Below are 19,108 nucleotides of genomic sequence, written 5' to 3'. Positions count from 1 at the left end.
TTACCACTATTTAATTATGGCTGATACTCATAACTTACGCGCGGTGTAATATTACACAAAAGCTCGTAAGGAATGGTATCGGCGCACTGTGCTATTTCTTCTACTGGTAGCTCTGGGCCCCACATTGTGACTCTGTCGCCTACTTTTATGTTGTGCTCGTTTTGGCCTATGTCTACGCTAATCATATCCATTGCCACACTACCCACAATACCATAGCGCTGCTTGCCAATAACCACTGGTGTACCCTCTTTTGCATGTCGCGGGTAACCGTCACCATATCCCATAGCAACCACAGCTAACTTAGTCGCTTTATGGCTTTTCCAACGCCCACCATATCCTACGGCCTCGTTAGCTGGAACATGGCGCACTGCTATAACACGTGTCGTTAAACGCATAACGGGTTTAAGCTGATGCTGCTCACCTAATGCGTTTGCCATAGGTGATACCCCATATAGCATTAAACCAGGACGCACCCAATCGCCATGAGCATTCGGCCAAGCAATAATGCCTGCCGAGTTAGATAAGCAATGTGCTTGGTTAATATTATTTACTAGGCAGTCAAACTGTGAAATTTGCTGTGCTGTCTTGGTGTTATTGATATCGTCCGCGCATGCAAAGTGGGTCATTAAATTAACGGTGTTATTGGCATTGGGTGTTTTTTGCAGGCGCTTATAAAATTCATCAAACTGCTCTGGGGCAATACCCAGGCGATGCATGCCAGTATTTACTTTAAGCCAGCACAATAAAGGCGCTTCAAGCTCAGCCTCTTCCAAAGCGGCAAGCTGATACTCATCATGAATAATAGTTTGAAAGTTATTGGCCAATAAAATAGGTAAATCGTCTTTATTAAAAAAGCCTTCAAGTAACACAATCGGTTTTGTTAATCCGCCAGCACGAAGTGCTAAAGCTTCATCTATACGTGCTACTGCAAATGCGTCTGCATCATTTAAATGTTGTGCAATTTTAACCAAACCATGGCCATAAGCATTGGCTTTTAATACCGCCATAACTTTACTGTTTGGTGCAAAACGCTTTACCTGCGCTAAATTATGCGCAAGTGCCGTTAAATTAATTTCAGCAGTAGCTAAGCGCATTAATACTCGTCATCCATCGCAGGACCTGCGTAGTTATCAAAGCGAGAAAACTGCCCTTGGAACGTCAAGCGCACTTTACCAATTGGACCGTTACGCTGTTTACCTATGATTATTTCGGCGATGCCTTTTTCAGTACTGTCTTCGTTGTAGACTTCATCACGGTATATAAACATGATTAAATCGGCATCCTGCTCTATCGAACCAGATTCACGTAAATCTGAGTTAATTGGGCGTTTATCAGCACGTTGCTCAAGCGTACGGTTTAGCTGCGAAAGCGCAACAACCGGACATTTTAATTCTTTTGCTAGTGACTTAAGAGAGCGTGAAATTTCTGCAATTTCAAGGGTTCTGTTATCCGATAAGCTCGGCACACGCATAAGCTGAAGGTAATCAACCATGATCATACTGATACCACCATGATCGCGCGCAATACGACGTGCACGTGAGCGAACATCGGTAGGTGTTAACCCTGATGCATCATCAACATACATTTTACCTTTTTCCATCAACAAGCCCATGGTTGATGAAAGACGCGCCCAATCATCATCGTCTAGCTGACCAGTACGTACCTTAGTTTGGTTAATACGACCAAGTGATGCCAGCATCCTCATCATGATTTGCTCAGAGGGCATCTCTAATGAGTAAATAAGCACAGGCTTGTCTTGTGTCATTGCCGCATGCTCTGCAAGGTTCATCGCAAAGGTAGTTTTACCCATTGAAGGACGCGCGGCTACAATAATTAAATCAGAAGGCTGTAAACCTGTGGTCATTTTATCTAAGTCAGCATAGCCGGTACTTACGCCTGTTACACCATCTTGCGGAGATTGGTATAGCTCTTCTATTTTATCAACGGTTTTTTCGAGTATGTTGTGTATGCTTTGCGGGCCTTCGGTGCTTTTTGAACGCTGCTCAGCAATTTTAAATACTTTACTCTCGGCAAAATCTAATAAGTCATGGCTTGTGCGCCCTTCGGTATTAAAACCAGCCTCGGCTATTTCATTTGCTACACCAATCATTTCACGCACAACCGCACGCTCTCGCACAATATTAGCGTATGCATCGATATTAGCGGCACTCGGTGTATTTTTGGCTATTTCGGCTAAGTAAGCAAAACCACCAATTCCTGCCAGTTTATTATTTTTTTCAAGGCTTTCAGAAATCGTAATTAAATCGATTGGATCACCCAACTCTGCAAGCTCTGTCATTGCTTCAAAAATCAGCTTGTGCGTGCGAGTATAAAAATCTTGAGATACAACAAGTTCGGCTACGCGGTCATATGCTTGGTTATCAAGCATTAAGCCACCTAAAACAGATTGTTCAGCTTCTATTGAATGGGGAGGAACTTTAAGGGTATCGACTTGCTTATCTGGTTTGGCCATAACTTCACAGTACTAAAATTGAATGGCTCTATTCTATCGACTTGCCGGGGTTGTGCAAATAGCAAAGCAGGAAATCTTTTCCTGCTTTTTGTAACTCAAAAGTTTACGATTTACTTTTTAAGCTCAATACGGCCACTTATAGTATCCATTTCAACGTCTGCATTGCCGCCATTAATAACAAACTCAAGCTCACTGGCTGGGCCATATTTGGCTTTTTTTACTTTGTCATTGCTAAGCTCATTAATAATTTTGCCATTGGCATGGGCTTCAATCTCAAATTTAGCCGATACATTAGTAGGGAAGAAAAATTCTGCATCGCCACTTACCGATTCGAAACGTACATCTGCACTGTCTAGCAACTCACCAATACGAACTTCAGCTTCACCATTTACAGTGTTTATACGTAGGTTTTTGATGCTAGCCAGCTTAAAGTTTATGTCACCGTTCACATTTTCAAGACGAACATCGCTCGCGCTTGATGACGACTTAATATCACCATTCACAGCGCTAAAGCGCAACTCACCATTAGACTGTTCATCATTTATTTCGCCATTTACCGTTTCAAATTGAATATTACCGCTCAGGCTTTGTGCATTCACATCACCGTTAACGCTGGTTAGCTTAATATTACCTGCTAAATTTTGTGCGGTAATTTCACCATTAACCACATTTACTTCTGCACCATTTTTAAGTGCTTTAGCTATTACCGATACATTAACACCACGAAAGTCTAATGCGCTGCTATGCGGCATAAAAATAGTTAGTTTAGAGCCATCGCCATTACTGCCCCAGCCCATTTTACGTGGCATTTTCACAACAAAATATGTATTGTCGCCTCTTGTTTCAAGCTCAAAACCTTCTGCCTTATCGTCAAGCTCGCCCACTACTTTAAACTCGCTTTTATCCCAACCAGCAATACTTACATCACCACGCTGATTCTCAATAAAAACAGTACCCTCTTTTGGCACCTCTATTTGTTTATCAATTTTTTCCCCTGCAAGTACAGCAAGTGGAAATAAGCTTAATCCTAGTAAAATTGCTTTCATGTTTTTCTCCTAAATACTTTGCCAACGAGGTGCATGCACCTTATTAATCAAATCAAGTTGTTGTTGATAAATCTGCGCTAACATTGTTAGCAATGCCTGGTTTTGGGGTTCGTTTTTAAGTGCTTGCTTAATGGCATACTCTGCCTCCTCAAGCTCTTGTAATTGTGTTTGCCAATTATCGGTTAGGGCGTCTTGATTTTTATACTGCACCAGTAAGCTTTGCTTTTGCTGCGCAAAATAGTCACTTATGGCCACAACCGGTTGTGGTTTAGGGTTGATTACAAACATATTGAGCGCCACTAGTGCAGCAACGGTACATGCCGCAATTGCGCTTAACTTTGGCCATAAAGTAACGGCTGATTGCTCAGGCTCATTGGTATTTACAATGGCTCTTTCTATGCCTGCCCACAGATCTTTTTGTGGCGTTATCTCTTTATCAAGCGTGTTTAATGATTTATCTAAAAAGTCGTCAAAGTTTGGTTTATTCATTTTCATACCACTCTTGTAATAACTGCCTTGCTCGATGATATTGTGATTTGCTTGATCCAACGGCAATACCCAACTGCTCTGCTATTTCTTCATGTCGATAACCTTCTACTGCAAACAATACAAACACCATGCGTGCGCGCTCAGGTAACCTAACAATTAGCTTATCTAAGCCGTTTAAGCCTTTACAGTCTTTAGCCGATTGCTCATCCATACCGTCTTGTTCAATGCTAACGACTTTTTGTACCCAGTTTTTTTGTTTACGTAAGTAGTTAATCGCAATATTACTCGCCACACTGTATAACCAAGTAGAAAACTGCGAACGACCATCAAACATTGCTATTTTGTGCCACACCTGAACAAATACTTCTTGCGCAGCATCTTCAGCGTGCGACTGATCAGCTAATAAGCGCAAGCACAAACCGTAAACGCGTTTAATATGCAATTGGTAAAGTATTGTGTATGCACTTTGATCACCCGACTTTACGCGCTCAATCAATGCATTTTCGCATTCAGCGGGTTGATCAGGGTTAACGTGTAACATCCGTGATATCACCTTTTAATTATTATGGTATTGGTACCATTTCAAGTGTATTGATAAGTTAGACGCAATAACAGCGGTAAAAGGTTTGAATGAAATGAAAATAAATTTAAAGAATTTAATTCTAAATAAGAAGAGTATTAGGAGGCTTTACCACATTAATAATATAAACACTGAATTTTAGGCACAAAAAAGCCGTGCTAAAAGCACGGCTTTTGTCGCTTAATTAAAAATTAAGCTTCAGCGATTACGATTACTTTGATAGTAGCCGTTACGTCTGTGTGAACAGAAATTGATACGTCAAATTCACCAGTCTCACGGATAGTACCTAGAGGCAAACGAACTTCTGACTTAGCAACTTCAACACCAACAGCTGAGATAGCGTCAGCGATGTCACGAGTACCGATTGAACCGAATAACTTACCTTCGTCACCAGCTTTAGATACTAAAGTAACTTCTGCTAATGCTTCTAGTTTTTCAGCGCGTGCTTGTGCAGCAACTAACTGTTCAGCGATTTTCGCTTCAAGTTCTGCACGACGAGCGTCAAACGTTTCAATGTTAGCTTTAGTCGCAGGAACTGCCTTACCTTGAGGGAAAAGGAAGTTACGTGCGAAACCAGATTTAACTACAACCTGTTCACCTAGGCTACCTAGGTTAGCGATCTTATCTAGTAGAATAACTTGCATGTTTCTACACCTTTTAAAAACTGTTAATCCGCTGCTTACTTATGTAAGTCAGTGTATGGAAGAAGGGCTAAGTAGCGAGCACGCTTAATAGCAGTTGCTAGCTGGCGCTGGAATTTAGCGCTAGTACCTGTAATACGGCTAGGTACGATTTTGCCACTTTCTGTAACATAGTTTCTAAGAGTAGCTAGATCTTTGTAATCGATTTGTTGTACGCCTTCCGCTTTAAAGCGGCAGAACTTACGACGTCTGAAATAACGTGCCATGAGATTAATTCCTCAAATAATTCTTTCTATATGCTGAGCATGCAAAACCAATTGGCTAAGGCCGTTACGACCTTCGTGGCGATTTAAAAAACCACTCACTTGCAATGCCTGCCCAACGTGCAAATGTTGAGTCTGTTGTTGCATTTGCTTTCCACTGGCAACAACCTGAAGCTTTACATAACTATTACGGTTAAGGTCTGCTTCGGTTTGCATCGATTTATGTTCTAAAACAAAAATGCAATGCGGGATGCCAGCAGGGCTTTGGCTTAACTTGGGTGTTTTACAAACTACCCCAGATAAAACCAGCTGATTCATAAAAGGGCTAACCATTTATATTTACCGCCAGTTAAACGCCATGCTTGGACTCAAAACAATTAAGCAGCTGGTGCTTCTTTCTTCTCTTCTCTTGCAAGAGGAGACGCTTCAGTTACTGCAGATTTAGTGCGGATAACTAAGTTACGAAGCACTGCATCGTTGTAGCGGAAAGTAGTTTCTAGCTCGCTGATTACTTCAGTAGGTGCTTCAACGTTCATAAGAACATAATGAGCTTTATGAAGCTTGTTAATTGGGTAAGCCAATTGACGACGGCCCCAATCTTCAAGACGGTGGATTGAACCACCAGCTTCAGTGATAGAACCAGTATAACGTTCGATCATACCAGCAACTTGCTCACTCTGATCTGGGTGAACCATGAATACGATTTCGTAATGACGCATGGATATTCCTTACGGTTAATAGAGCCTTCTACCGTTTCGGCCGGTCGGTTTAAGGCAAGGAATTAATAGTTTAAAAGCCGAAATGAGCGCGCATTTTACGCTTAGTAGGATAATTAAGCAAGCAGGTTTTTTAAGCTTTAATAGATAAGTGTTAAAGCTATTGGGTGATGGTACTCGATGCCCCGCTATCAATAAGTAAATTGAAAGTAAGTGCCTTCGTTTTTTTGGAAGTCGCTGAGCTTGCTCGCACAAAAAAATCAAAGCTTTTAATTAATAAAGCCCTGTATGTGCTCCTAAAATATAAACGTTTACTCAAGCCTAAAGCCGTGCAATTATTAAGCAACACATTATTAAATAAGGATATTTATGAAGCTCTTATTATCGCTTGCCTTGATACTTACTTTTAGCACCTCTTTTTTTAGCTATTCAAACACCGCTACAACCGACATAACCGTTGGTAAAAAAGTTATTCTACAATCAAAAATACTTAACGAAGATAGGCCAATCAGCATCTTCAGACCTGACACTGTAAAAGACGACCAGCCGCTTTATGTTATTTATTTACTTGATGGTGTTGAGCACTTTCATACGGTGTCTGGCGTTATAAAATCCCTTGTTGATTACGAGCAAATACCTAATGCCATGCTTGTAGCTATTGATACAACTAACCGAGTTCGTGATTACTTACCTAAAGTAGAGGGTGAGCCTAAAACGGAGTTTCAAACCTTTGTTAAAAATAAATGGCCTGACGCTGGGCAAACCGACAAATTTTTAAAGTTTGTGTCTGATGAACTCATGCCATACATAAGCAATAATTACTCAACTAACGGCTACAACACTTTAATTGGTCACTCTAACGCTGGTACATTAGCGCTTTATACTTTAGTTAATCAGCCTGAATTGTTTAACAACTACATAGCTATTAGCCCAAATAGTTGGTGGAGTGACGAAGAGTTAAAAAATAATATTATTAAATACACTAAAAACCCTAAAGGTGCTCAAGAGTTATTTATTAGTGTAGCGAGTGAAGGCGCACGTTTTTATACAGGCGCATTAAATACGTTAGTAAATTTAGAACAACAAATGCCCACACAGCTAAAGTGGGAATATAAGCATTACCCTACTTTTAGTCATATGGGCACCATACTTCCAGCAATTAGCGATAGCCTGATTCACTTGTTTAGCGACCTAATATTTAAAGTAACAGACGAGCATGGAAAATTTGCTGATGTATCGCTTATTACCGGTTACTACCAAGCACTGAGCGATAAGTACGGATTTGAGCTTAAAATTCCACAAGATGTGTACGTAGAATTTGCCCATAGCCAGCAAAAATTTGGCAATACTAAAAAAGCGATAACGACGCTTAAACACTTTACTCGCGATTACCCAAATGCAGCCTACTCCCACATGCGATTATCACAAGGGTACACAGCTGACAAACAATTTAAAGAAGCTGTTACCAGTATGAAACACGCACTAAAACTTGCTAAACAAAACTCGCGCGACCCACTGTTAATTGATGCACTACAAGATATGGTGAATGAAGCCCAAGCCAATTTGTAACTAATTTTACGCAAAGCGCTTTTTAACTAACGATAGTAATTACGAGCTATGCTCCTCGCGCCGCCAAGCTGCACGCCTACAGGTAAAATTAAGCTTAGTGTTAAACTTTGCATGAAGACGCAGAGCTTGCTCGCGTAAAAAAGAGCAGCTTTTAATCTGTATAAAGCCACTTAAAATAAAAAACCGATGTTTAAACTAAACATCGGTTTTTCTTTGCTAAAAACTGACAGCTAAAAAACTAACCGCTTGTCTTTATCACTTCCCTATCGCTTCTTTGGCGAATAGGTGTTTTATTGGGCCTAGGTTATCAACGAGTGACAGCCCGACTCCACGTATTAGCTTTTTAACTGGGTTAGCACCTTCAAATAACTCTTTTAGCCCTTGCATCATGGCTATGTGCTTTTGCGCGTCGAGCTTGCGTGTACGCTCGTAATCACGAAGTGTGCGCGTGCTGGCAAATTCTTTACTATCACTTGTGAGTAACTCAATTAAATACGCGGCGTCTTTTAGGCCTAGGTTCATACCCAGCCCTGCCAATGGGTGAATGGTGTGCGCTGCATCGCCCATTAATACCACTTTGCCGCTTACCCATTGCTGGGCGTAACGCATTTTAAGTGGAAATGCTACGCGTTTACTTTGCACTTCACACAAGCCGCATTGACCGTCTATGGCAGCCATTACGGCTTTATTAAAGTCGTTGTCGTCCATTGCCAGTAATTCATCGCAATGGTTAGGGCTGGTAGACCACACAATAGAATGAGTATTGTCATCGCTTAGTGGTAAAAATGCCAATGGCCCCGTAGGTAAAAACACTTGTCGCGCAGTATTTGCGTGTGGCTCTTTTGTTTTTACTGTAGCAACCAATGCATGGTGATCGTAATCTTTAAAGGTCAGCGCCATATTAAATTGTTTACGAATAGCTGAATTTGCGCCATCAGCCGCCACCAGCAGCTTAGCAATAATAGGCTCGCCGCTTTTAAGGGTTACAAATACGTCTGATTCACTTTGGTGTATTTGCTGGTATTCGGTATCAAACATTAGCGTAGCATTGCTTTGCTGCTCTAACTGTTTAATAAGTGCAAAGCGAATAATATCGTTTTCAACTATATGACCTAAATGGTCGAGCTCAAGTTGTTTGTTATTAAAGGTTATTTTACCAAAGCTGTCGGCATCGCGAACATCCATATGGGTATATGCACATGCACGCTGAGCAATAATTTCAGGCCAAACGTTTAATTGCTCTAATAACGTTTGGCTTGCAATACTAAGTGCACTTACACGTAAACCGTATTCATCAGTTGGAGGGGCTTGTGTTGATGCTGCATCGAGTACCACGACACTAATATTAGCCTTAGCTAGGCCAAGGGCTAACGTTAGCCCCACGCAACCACCACCAACAATACACACCTGTGTTTGCTTCATAAACGTGAACCTTGTTTAACTTGCCCCATTAGTTGTTTTGCTAACGGAGCTTTTAATGCGGGGAATAAATCCATTGAAAACAAGCCAATGCTTCGCCCAAGCGCTAATACTCGAGATGAATTTGAAAACAACCTTACTAAGGTATCTGTTAAGGTCATCACTGTTTTTATATCTTGGCAGCGTAACTGACCATACTCGCGTGTAAACGCATAGCTCCCTAACTCATTAGGGCTATTGGCAATTAAATCACTCAGTACTTGTACATCACGCAGGCCTAAATTAAAGCCTTGCCCTGCAATGGGATGAATAGCATGAGCAGCATTACCAATAACCACCGTTCGATGAGCTATTAACGATTCGGCTTGTCCATATACCAGCGGGTAGCTTGCGCGCATACCCACTTTAACAAATTGCCCTGCGCGGTAACCAAAGGCTGATTGTAATGCACTTAAAAACTCGATTTCATTTAAGTCCATGTATGAATTAATTTGCTCTTTTTCCATACACCACACCAATGAATAGCGGTTATTGCTCATCGGTAATAGTGCCATAGGGCCATGCTGAGTAAAACGTTCAAAGGCATGGTTATTATGCCCTTCGGCTACTTCTATATTGGCAATAATAGCGCCTTGCTCATAAGGCTGAGTATTAAAATTAAGGCCCAGCAATTGGCGTGTAGGAGATTGCACGCCATCGGCTACAATAATTAGCTTGGCATTAAGTTGTTCGCCACTTTGCAAAGTCAGTGCGTTGCTATGTAACGTTTGTTTTATTTCGATTACGCTATCAGGGCAAAATAAGCGAATGCTTGATTGCACTAACCGCTGATGAAGCGCGCGCCCAAATGGATTAACTTCAACTACATACCCTAAAGAAGGTTTTGCAAATTCAGTGCTTTGAATATGGGTTTTACCAAAATGACCTCTATCAGACACGCTCACTTTTTTAATAGCAGAGGTGTAAGGAGCATTTTGATCAAATAAATTAAGTGTTTGTAAATACTCTACTGATTGCTGAGCAAGCGCAATACTTCTGTCGTCAAAGCTTGGATGGTATTCATCGGTTACTTGGCTTGCTTCTACCACGGCAATGTTTATTGAGGGGTTTATTTTAGCAATACTAAGTGCGCAACTTGCGCCAACTAAACCACCACCAATTACTACAACATCAAACTGCTTAGCCATTGTGCTCTCCACCCGTTATGCGCTTGTAGTTTGTTGCATAAGTGCTTGAATATCGCTAATGCTTTTAGGCACGCTTAAAGTAAGGTTTTCATGGCCTGACTCGGTAACGAGTAAATTATCTTCTATACGAATACCAATACCTTTGTACTTTTGTGGCGCGTTTGAGTCTTCGCTTATATAAAGTCCTGGCTCTATGGTTAAAACCATACCAGGCTCAAATGCTCGCTCAACGTTATTTATTTTATAATCACCGACATCATGCACGTCTAACCCCAGCCAATGCCCAAGGCCGTGCATGTAATATTCTTTACAGGCTTGTTGCGCCATTAGTTCAGTAAAGTCGCCAGTTAAAATACCTAAGTCAAGTAAGCCTTGCGTTAGTACTTCCATTGCTAATTTATTAGCGTGGGACAGGTAACCACCGGGTTTAATTTCTTCAAAGGCAGCCAGTTGTGCGTTAAGAACAATATTATAAAGCGCGGCTTGTTCTTCACTAAACTGGCCATTTACCGGAAATGTACGCGTTATATCGGCTGCGTAGCCTTGTAGCTCACAACCTGAATCAATAAGTACTAGATCGCCATTTTTAAGCACATCACTATTTTGCGTGTAATGCAGAATATTAGCGTTATCGCCGCTACCTACAATTGTGCCGTAAGCCGGATGAGGTGCGCCGTTCATTGCGTAATGATGATGAAGCTCTGCTTCTAATTGAAACTCAGTTGCCCCTGCATGTGAAAAACGCATAGCTCGCATGTGGCCACGGGCGCTAATTTCACAGCCTTTGCGCATTACCTCTATTTCGCTTGGCGATTTAAACAAACGCATTTCATGGATAAGGCCGCGAATTTCTTTTAACGTACTCGGTGCTTTAAGGCCTTTGCGAGCCCCGCTACGAAGTGTACCTAAAAGCGTAAACACTTTACTATCAAATGAATCATAAGCGCCTTGTGCAAAATAAATCGCATTTTTACCATTTAGTAGCTCAAGCAGTTGCTCTTCTAAATCACTTAATGGGTAAGCCTCGTCAAATAAGTAGTCGCTTTTGGCTTTATCAAAACCAACACGTCGGCCATGCCAAATTTCGGCTAATTTGTCTTTATCAAGGCAAAATAGGGTGCTGGGTGTATCGCTGTTGTTACAAAGCACCAATACAGCATCGGGTTCGTTAAAACCGGTTAAATAAAAAAAGTCGCTGTCTTGTCTAAAAGCATAGTCAGTATCACGGCTTCGCGTTACTTCGCTAGCAGCCGGAATAAGCGCAATGCTGTTATCGTCCATTTGTGCAAGTAAGCGTTCTCTGCGTGCTTTAAACTCTGACTTTTTTATTTCAACCATTATTAGCTAACCCGTTGTACTTTTTAATTAAGTTTAATGAAGCGTTTTTTTATCACTTTGGCTGCTTTGCTCTTTACCTAGCTCAGCAAAACAAAGTAGTGCCGATACACGTACATATTCAATAACTTCGTGAAGTGCGTTAGCATCTTCTTCGGTTTCTTCGAAAGTGGTATCTAGGCGTGTTATTTCGCTAAAGTCGCTAATTACTTCTTTCACGTCAGCCGACAGCTTACCGTAATCTTTTTGCTTTAAACCAAAACCAAGCATAAATCCCGATACCCATGATACGAGGCCATTAGCCTGATCGATGAGTGTCTCGTCATCACTTGGTAAAAATAAGTCAAACTGAAACTCTTCATCATTAAAGCTTGCAACAACTTGCTTATAAATAGTACCAAAAAATGCTTTTAAACCATTACCGAACGATTCACCATCGTTGAATACATCGCTTAAAAGGCCTAGGTACTCCTTGTCGTCAATACTTAGTCCACATGCTAATAAACCACTAATAACACCATGCGCTTCGGCAGGAGAAACAAATATTTCGTTTTTTTCTAAAAGTAGTTGAGCTTTTTCGTAATCTGGTAAATCGTTCATAATCAAGCCTTCGCTTTGCTAGTTAAAGCAATGCTACCACTCGATAAAAAGCAACTCCAATTAATTGTATGATCACGCTCAAAAACTACGCAATAAAGTAAACAGCGAGTTAAAGGTGTGGGAAAACTAAGCGAACGACTTAATTTTTTACGTTTTGGGTTTAAGGATTGGCATATGTCTTATATACTTAATTTGTTCCCTGGGGTACTGGAGCTGGGTTAAGTCCCTGAGCCGATAAATTTTATACCAGGGTTTCTGTTCGTTTACTATTGTGCAAGCTTGGCATGTACCGAGAAGCCTACGGTAAACCGCAGATTCCCGCCCTGAAACCTTCTGGTTTCAGGACTGAAACCGAGTACCGTATCTTGGGGAACACCATTATCTACTCGCGTTTTAACACGCACACTCAAACCTCTTTATATATCCACGTATATCCATCTAACGCCTTAAATAACTTTCAATTTTGCATAGCTAAAAACAAAAAAGCTGCAGGCAATTAAATACCTACAGCTTTTGTATCAACACGTTTTTGTATTATTTAAACCAGCCTTGAAATCGTTCCATCAACATATAATTGACTGGTACTAGTAATAAAGTAATAAAGGTCGCAAAAATAATCCCAAACCCTAAACTTACCGCCATAGGTATTAAAAACTGCGCTTGTGTGGCTTTTTCAAACAGCAGCGGCATTAAACCTATAAAAGTGGTTAAACTGGTGAGCATAACTGGTCGAAAGCGCGATGCACCAGCAAGTTTAACTGCCTCTATTAAATCGCCACCTTCGCTACGTTTTTTATTAATAAAGTCAACCAGCACAAGCGAATCGTTCACTACGACGCCTATTAACGCAAGCATGCCTAGTAGGCTCATAATGGTTAAATCCATACCCATTATCCAGTGCCCTACTACTGCGCCAATCATGCCAAATGGAATAACACTCATAACAATAATTGGTTGCATGTATGACTTAAACGGAATAGCTAATAGCGCATAAATTATAAAAAATACAAACACTAGCGCCCAAGCCAGTGAGCCAAACGACTCTCTTTGCTCTTTAGCTTCACCTTCAAGTTTATAATCAACCCCTGGGTATTGCTGCATTAGCTCGTCTAAGTATTGTGCGAGGTCGGCTTGAAGCACCGTCATGTTAGTGTTGTTTTTTTCTATATCAGCCGTCACGTTTAGTGTGCGGTAACGATCAATACGGTTTATGGTCGATGGGCTTTGCCCTGCCGTAAGCGTTGCCACATGCGACAATGGTACAGAACCGCCATCGGGAGTATTTATTAGTATATTTTGTAAATCAGCTATCGAGCGGCGCTCATCAATAGGTAAACGAACCATTACACGCACGTCGTCTCGTCCGCGTTGAATACGCTGAACCTGCGAGCCAAAAAACGAATTTCGCACTTGCCCTGCCACATTTACACGGTTTAAACCAAGCGCCAAACCTTGTTGTGTAAGCTCTATACGTAATTCTTCTTTACCATCAGACATACTATCGGCAATATCAAACACCGTTGGGTACGTTGCTAAACGGTTTTTAATATTATCAGCCACATCTTGCAGTATTGTTAGCGAGGTGCCACTTAATTGAACGTCTATTGGGTCTGAACTTCGACCAATTTCAGCTCTAAATGTTAAGCTTTCAGCGCCAGGGATCACACCTATTAAATCGCGCCACTCACTTGCAAGCTCGCGTGAACCTATGTCTGATTCACGCTTTTCTGCAGGTGTAATTTCAAAGCGTACCGCCCCAGAGTTGGATACACCACCGCGTCCGCCTGTAGTGGCGAGTATGTTTAAAATAACGCTTTCGCCAGTGTCAGGGTCGCGATATTTATCTTGTAATTGCTGGGCCTTTTCAGACATATCAATCACGTATTTATTGGTTACTTCAAACGGTGTACCCGTTGGCAGTGTTAGGTTTACCCGTACGGTTTCGCTCGGAATTCGTGGGAAAAAGATAAACTTAGTCCAACCGCTGGTGATCATGGTCAAAATTATAAAAAATACCCCAACAAATAAACTTACCGTTGCTAATTTATGGCGTAAAGCAGTGTTTAAGATAGGTTGATAATACTTTAAAATTGCACTTTCAAAGCCATCTGCAAAGCGTTGTTGAATTGCTTCAAGCTTCGATGGTTCACCTTTTTGGTGGCGTAATTTTATGTATTTTAAATGTGCAGGCAACACAAATTTAGATTCAATTAGCGAGAACAATAACACTGGAATAACGACTACCGGAATTTGCGCAAATAAGGCGCCGCGTGCCCCTTCAATAAATGCTAAAGGTAAAAAGGCAGCAACCGTAGTCAGCACACCAAAGGTAACAGGAGTAGCCACTTCTTGAGTACCCAATATAGCAGCCTGCTCACCCGATTTTGCCGTTTTTAAATGGGTATACACGTTTTCGCCGGTTACTATGGCGTCATCTACTACAATACCGAGCACTAAGATAAAGCCAAATAAGCTCATTATATTTAGCGTTACACCAAATATCGGCATCGCGATAAATGCGCCCATAAATGATACTGGAATACCAATAAATACCCAAAATGCAATTGCTGGGCGCAAAAATAGCGTGAGCAGTGCCAAAACTAAAATGCCACCTTGTAGAGCATTACTGGTTAAGGTTGCGATACGGCTTTTAACTAACTCTGAATCGTCATCCCAATAGCTTAGTTTAAAACCTTGTGGTAGTGTGGCCTGCTGTTCTTCAATGTAGTTTTTAACATCGTCTGCCACGGTTATTGCGCTTTGCGGGCCAATTCGGTAAACGTCTATAAACGCAGCTTGCTTACCATTAAAACGGGTACGCACTGGCGTTTCTTCAAAGTCGTCTTTTATTGTAGCAATATCACCTAGGCGAATAATTGTTCCGTCGGCTTGGTTTTTAACTACTATGCTAGCAAATTCGTCTTTGCGGTAAGCCTGCCCTTTTGAGCTGATCAGTACATCGCCACCTTCTGTTTTTAAGTTACCGGCAGAAATATCAGAACTAGAATTAGCAATCGCACTCGATATTTGCGCAAGGCTCAGGTTATATTGGCGAAGTGTGTCTTGGCTAACTTCAATGGCTAGCTCGTAGTCTCGTACACCACTTAGCTCTACCTGAGTTACGTTAGGCAAACGCAGTATTTGATCTCGTACTGTTTCTGCGTATTCACGCGTTTCTTTTTCGCCGTAATCACTTGATACAGTAACAGCTATTACTTCTCTTTTGCGCTCAGCCAGCGCAACAATTGGTTTTTCGGCATCGCCAGGAAACGTATTAATCGCATCCACTCGGCTTTTAATGTCAGCCAACAGTTCACGAGGATCGTAACCACTTTCAACCTCAATGGTTACAGAGCCTGAGCCCTCTGACGAGCGGCTAAATATTTGTTTAATACCCTCTAGGTCTTGTACCGCTTCTTCTATACGAATTGTTACGCCCTGCTCTACATCTTCAGGGGTTGCACCTCGTAGGCTAACACCAACGCTTATCATGTCTGTTTCGAAAGACGGAAACACCTCAAGTGGTATTTTACTCGATAAACTAAATAGCCCCGACAACAACAAAGTTACTAACAATAGATTGGCAGCAACATGGTTTTTGGTAAACCAAGCAATCATGCTTTATCTCCTTGCTTGGCTGCGCGACGTTTTTTTATTAACTCTTCAACACTGATACCAAGCTCTTTTGCTTTTTGCTCAAGTTGCTCTCGCGACGGGCGCATACCTTTAGGTTTTTTTTCCTTTGGCTCTTCACCTAAAGTACTCACTTTAGTGCCCGAACTCACTTGACCAAGTGGCGTGATAACCAACTTGTCGTTTGCTTTTAATCCTGTCTTGATCATTGCTTGGTTTGCGTTTTGCCATGCAAAAGTAACGTCTTTACGTTTTAGTACATCACCTTCAACTACGTACACATAGGTGCCTTGATAAATTGTACTGTTGGGAATGATCAACGCATTTTGTACCGTTTTACCTGCAATTTGTGCCTTAATGTATTGGCCTATTTTAATTGGGTATTGATTACTCTCGGTTGATTTATATGGGTCGTCTATTTTTGCTACCACGTAAAGTTGCTGCGCGTTTTCGTCAATTGCGCCTTCAGTGCGTGCAAGTTGGCCTTGCCATGTTTGCTCGCCCACTAAATCAGAGCTAAATTTGACTAACGAACCGGCCTGGTTTTTAACACCATCACGGTATTGTTCTGGCAGGTTTACAAACGAAAGGTCTTTATTTTTTATTGGTAAACGAATTTCTACGCTATCAATAGCGTAAATAGTGGCAAGTTGGGTATTGTTACTCACTACTTGGCCTAAATCGACACTGCGACTCAGTATGCGCCCAGCATAAGGTGCAGCAACCTTTGTACGCTCTAAATCAAGCTCTGCTTTTTCAAGAGTAGCTTGAGCCGATAGCACTTGTGCCTGCGCAGCTGCTAATTGCGGCTCACGTAATACCAAGCTGCTGGCTTGGCTTGAACCACCTAGGCGCTTCCAATCAGTCAGTGCTTGTTGCCCGCGGGCTTTTTCTTCTAGCAAGCTTTGTTCTGCTGTGAGTAAGTTAGCTTGTGCAGATTTAACCTCCGCCTGATGATCTCTATCATCAAGCTTTAGTAACACATCGCCTTTTTCAAAAAAACCACCTTCTCTAAACTCATCACTCACGTCGATGATTTGCCCTGATGCTTGAGCAACAAGTAAGCTTTGTGTACGAGGCTTTACTGTACCGTAACTGTCTATCATTACTTGATAGCTTTGAGGCACAATTTCTAATACCGACACGCTAATAGCTGCTTTTGGTGCAGAGCCAAAACGCCTCGCTTCTGGCGGGTTACTTTTGATAAAAAACACAATTAAAAGAGCGGTAACAACAACCGCGGCAGGAATAATAATTTTAGCTGTTTTAGTTTTCATCGTTGTTACTCTTTAGGTCGCTTGATGGTTTTTCAAAATCACCACCAAGGGCAACATGTAGGTTGATTCTATTTGCAATTAATTGATTCTTAATTTGTATTAATGAACTTTGCGCATCGAATGAGCGATCTTGTGCATCCAATACTGTGGTGTAAGTGACTAAGCCACTTTGATATTGCTCAAACGATAACTGCTCGGCAGCAAGTGCATTTTTTTGCGCTTCAAGTGTGCTTGTATATTGAGCCTTTAAAGATTGCTGCTGCGAAATCGCGTTTTCTACATCGCCAAATGCATCGTACAGAGTTTGCAGATATTGCTGTTCTTGCTTTTGTGTATTTAGGCGTGCAATTTCCTCATTAGCTTGTAAACGACCACCCTCAAAAATAGGTGCCGAAATACTTCCTAGCAAAGACCATGCAAGGCTTGAAGGAGAAAACAAATCACTCACCCTGTCTGTGCTATCACTTAAGCTAGCAGTTAAGTTTAAACTCGGAAAGCGTTGCTTATGTGCGTAAGCCAGTGACGCATCACTAGCCAATAGCTCGTACCAACTAGCAAGTAATGCAGGCTTTCGGGTAATAAGTTCAGATGGAATTCCTAGTGGAATTTCTGTGTTAATAACCGGTAAATCATTACTTGCAGAAATTGCTCCTTTTGGGTACTCGCCTAATAAACGCTCCAGTAGTCTTGCAGCACTGGATAAGCTTGCTGATTGAGTAGCTATGCGTGAACGTTCGTTATTTAGCTCATTGCGGGCTAAATAAACATCGAGCGCTTCGTTTATACCTTGGCGGTAACCCGATTCAATTATATCGAGATTTTGCTTAGCATTTTCTTCACGGCGTTTATATAAATCGAGTAGCTGCTGTGCAGACACAACATCAAACCATCCTTGAACAACATCCGAAACAAGCTGCTGTTTAGCCTGTTCAAAACGCGCTTTTTGAGCTAAATATGAAAGGTTAGCTTCACGTCTTGAATCTGACAGTTTGCCCCATAAGTCAACTTCATAATTTAAGTTTAAGCTTACGGAGCTAGCATTATTATAACTAACAGGCCGATTATCTTTACTTCGGCTAATACGCGTAGATAAATCTAAGCTAGGCCAAAGGTCTGCCCCCGACGCAATAAGTTGCTGCTTAGTAATGGCAACATCGTAGCTGGTTTGTAATAGTTGCTGATTGTTTTTAAGTGCTTGGTTAACATATTTTTTCAGCAATGGCGTGTTTAGTTGCGTTAACCATTCATCATCCACTTGCAAAACTGAACTTGCTGCTTGTTGTTGCCACTGCTTAGGAACATTACTGGGTGCTTGTTGGCGCTCCTGTGGATTTATATTACTCGCACAGCCACTGAGCAGAATCACACTAAGTGCCAATAACGTTGGCTTGTATTGCCAAATCATAATTTAACCTGAATTACTGCTATTTATGAATGTAATTCAAGCACCTTGGCTAATTTTGCTCAACTTACTTTACATAACATTACATAGCTAGCGATGAGTGAACTAATAAGTGAGTTATACGGCAGGTATAGTTAAATGATCAGCAACTTTGTAAATATAAACACTATCAGATCACAACATTATTTATGTAGATTAAAATTAATTTATCAGGAAAAAATAAAGTGCTGTAAACGAGGTAGTGCAGCCTAACCAAATCGAATGGGTAACTTATACAGACTACTGATTCAGTGTTTTGATAATAGAAATAAGTTGATAAATGGTGCCGACTAACCGGGTCGAACGGGTAACTTGTACAGACTACTGATTTAGTGTTTTGATAATTGAAGTAAGTTGATAAATGGTGCCGACTAACCGAGTCGAACGGTTGACCTACTGATTACAAGTCAGTTGCTCTACCAGCTGAGCTAAGTCGGCA

At 41.3% G+C, this 19,108-nt stretch carries 17 protein-coding genes, 1 tRNA gene and 1 other RNA gene; 2 read left to right on the top strand and 17 right to left on the bottom strand.

Going from position 1 to position 19,108, the window contains the following annotated elements; genetic code table 11:
• Positions 1-14: 14 nt before the first annotated feature.
• The 9 genes from alr to rpsF form a co-directional block, all read right to left on the bottom strand.
• Positions 15-1,094 carry an alanine racemase gene (alr, locus tag MTF67_RS16710; RefSeq protein ID WP_248520163.1) on the bottom strand — a complete coding sequence of 360 codons (1,080 nt, stop codon included), beginning with the start codon at positions 1,092-1,094 and terminating at the stop codon, positions 15-17.
• Positions 1,094-2,473, bottom strand: coding sequence for a replicative DNA helicase (gene dnaB, locus MTF67_RS16705; protein ID WP_006793716.1), 1,380 nt, complete (start codon positions 2,471-2,473; stop codon positions 1,094-1,096). Before dnaB ends, alr begins: the two co-directional genes overlap by 1 nt.
• A 110-nt stretch (positions 2,474-2,583) precedes the next feature.
• Complete coding sequence (locus MTF67_RS16700) at positions 2,584-3,519, bottom strand: DUF4097 family beta strand repeat-containing protein (protein ID WP_248520161.1); 936 nt, start codon at positions 3,517-3,519, stop codon at positions 2,584-2,586.
• Positions 3,520-3,528: 9 nt separating this feature from the next.
• On the bottom strand, positions 3,529-4,014 hold the full coding sequence (locus MTF67_RS16695) for a hypothetical protein (RefSeq protein WP_006793718.1): 486 nt from the start codon (positions 4,012-4,014) through the stop codon (positions 3,529-3,531).
• Positions 4,001-4,549: a sigma-70 family RNA polymerase sigma factor gene (locus tag MTF67_RS16690; RefSeq protein WP_248520159.1), complete on the bottom strand. Its 549-nt coding sequence runs from the start codon at positions 4,547-4,549 to the stop codon at positions 4,001-4,003. The genes MTF67_RS16695 and MTF67_RS16690 overlap by 14 nt, the downstream gene beginning before the upstream one ends.
• 230 nt (positions 4,550-4,779) lie before the next feature.
• A complete protein-coding gene (gene rplI / locus MTF67_RS16685; RefSeq protein WP_006793720.1) occupies positions 4,780-5,232 on the bottom strand; it encodes a 50S ribosomal protein L9 in 453 nt (150 codons plus the stop codon).
• A gap of 35 nt (positions 5,233-5,267) precedes the next feature.
• Entirely contained in the window at positions 5,268-5,495 is a 228-nt protein-coding gene (gene rpsR / locus MTF67_RS16680; protein ID WP_006793721.1) for a 30S ribosomal protein S18, read from the bottom strand.
• 12 nt (positions 5,496-5,507) lie between these two features.
• Positions 5,508-5,825, bottom strand: a complete 318-nt coding sequence (priB, locus tag MTF67_RS16675; protein ID WP_006793722.1) for a primosomal replication protein N — start codon at positions 5,823-5,825, stop codon at positions 5,508-5,510.
• A gap of 44 nt (positions 5,826-5,869) precedes the next feature.
• On the bottom strand, positions 5,870-6,211 hold the full coding sequence (gene rpsF, locus MTF67_RS16670; protein WP_006793724.1) for a 30S ribosomal protein S6: 342 nt from the start codon (positions 6,209-6,211) through the stop codon (positions 5,870-5,872).
• A gap of 366 nt (positions 6,212-6,577) precedes the next feature.
• Here rpsF and MTF67_RS16665 point away from each other — a divergent pair, with 366 nt between their 5' ends.
• Positions 6,578-7,777 (top strand): alpha/beta hydrolase-fold protein, encoded by a 1,200-nt coding sequence (locus tag MTF67_RS16665; RefSeq protein WP_248520157.1) that lies wholly within the window; start codon positions 6,578-6,580, stop codon positions 7,775-7,777.
• 255 nt (positions 7,778-8,032) lie between these two features.
• Here MTF67_RS16665 and MTF67_RS16660 read toward each other — a convergent pair whose 3' ends face one another.
• Genes MTF67_RS16660 through MTF67_RS16645 form a run of 4 tightly spaced genes read right to left on the bottom strand, consistent with a single transcriptional unit; the run spans position 8,033 to position 12,318 of the window.
• Positions 8,033-9,199, bottom strand: a complete 1,167-nt coding sequence (locus MTF67_RS16660) for an FAD-dependent monooxygenase (protein WP_248520155.1) — start codon at positions 9,197-9,199, stop codon at positions 8,033-8,035.
• Entirely contained in the window at positions 9,196-10,383 is a 1,188-nt protein-coding gene (ubiH, locus tag MTF67_RS16655; RefSeq protein ID WP_248520154.1) for a 2-octaprenyl-6-methoxyphenyl hydroxylase, read from the bottom strand. Before ubiH ends, MTF67_RS16660 begins: the two co-directional genes overlap by 4 nt.
• 15 nt (positions 10,384-10,398) lie before the next feature.
• Positions 10,399-11,721 carry a Xaa-Pro aminopeptidase gene (pepP, locus tag MTF67_RS16650; RefSeq protein WP_248520152.1) on the bottom strand — a complete coding sequence of 441 codons (1,323 nt, stop codon included), beginning with the start codon at positions 11,719-11,721 and terminating at the stop codon, positions 10,399-10,401.
• 33 nt (positions 11,722-11,754) lie between these two features.
• Positions 11,755-12,318 carry a UPF0149 family protein gene (locus MTF67_RS16645; RefSeq protein ID WP_008131954.1) on the bottom strand — a complete coding sequence of 188 codons (564 nt, stop codon included), beginning with the start codon at positions 12,316-12,318 and terminating at the stop codon, positions 11,755-11,757.
• A 193-nt stretch (positions 12,319-12,511) separates the two neighbouring features.
• On the opposite strand from MTF67_RS16645, the gene ssrS reads away from it, so the two are divergent.
• Positions 12,512-12,694: non-coding RNA, 6S RNA (ssrS, locus tag MTF67_RS16640), on the top strand.
• Between the two features lie 158 nt (positions 12,695-12,852).
• Here the strand turns inward: ssrS and MTF67_RS16635 are convergent.
• The 4 genes from MTF67_RS16635 to MTF67_RS16620 form a co-directional block, all read right to left on the bottom strand.
• Complete coding sequence (locus tag MTF67_RS16635; RefSeq protein WP_010557864.1) at positions 12,853-15,936, bottom strand: efflux RND transporter permease subunit; 3,084 nt, start codon at positions 15,934-15,936, stop codon at positions 12,853-12,855.
• Positions 15,933-17,228 (bottom strand): efflux RND transporter periplasmic adaptor subunit, encoded by a 1,296-nt coding sequence (locus tag MTF67_RS16630; protein ID WP_248520151.1) that lies wholly within the window; start codon positions 17,226-17,228, stop codon positions 15,933-15,935. Before MTF67_RS16630 ends, MTF67_RS16635 begins: the two co-directional genes overlap by 4 nt.
• On the bottom strand, positions 17,218-18,633 hold the full coding sequence (locus MTF67_RS16625; protein ID WP_248520149.1) for an efflux transporter outer membrane subunit: 1,416 nt from the start codon (positions 18,631-18,633) through the stop codon (positions 17,218-17,220). The genes MTF67_RS16630 and MTF67_RS16625 overlap by 11 nt, the downstream gene beginning before the upstream one ends.
• Positions 18,634-19,031: 398 nt before the next feature.
• Positions 19,032-19,107 (bottom strand) — tRNA-Thr (locus tag MTF67_RS16620).
• Position 19,108 lies beyond the last annotated feature (1 nt).

This window comes from Pseudoalteromonas sp. 2CM32C (assembly GCF_023161925.1).
Taxonomy (GTDB): Bacteria; Pseudomonadota; Gammaproteobacteria; order Enterobacterales; family Alteromonadaceae; genus Pseudoalteromonas; species Pseudoalteromonas marina.
The sequence above is the reverse complement of the archived record's forward strand: the minus strand, read 5'-3'. Positions and strand labels throughout refer to the sequence as shown.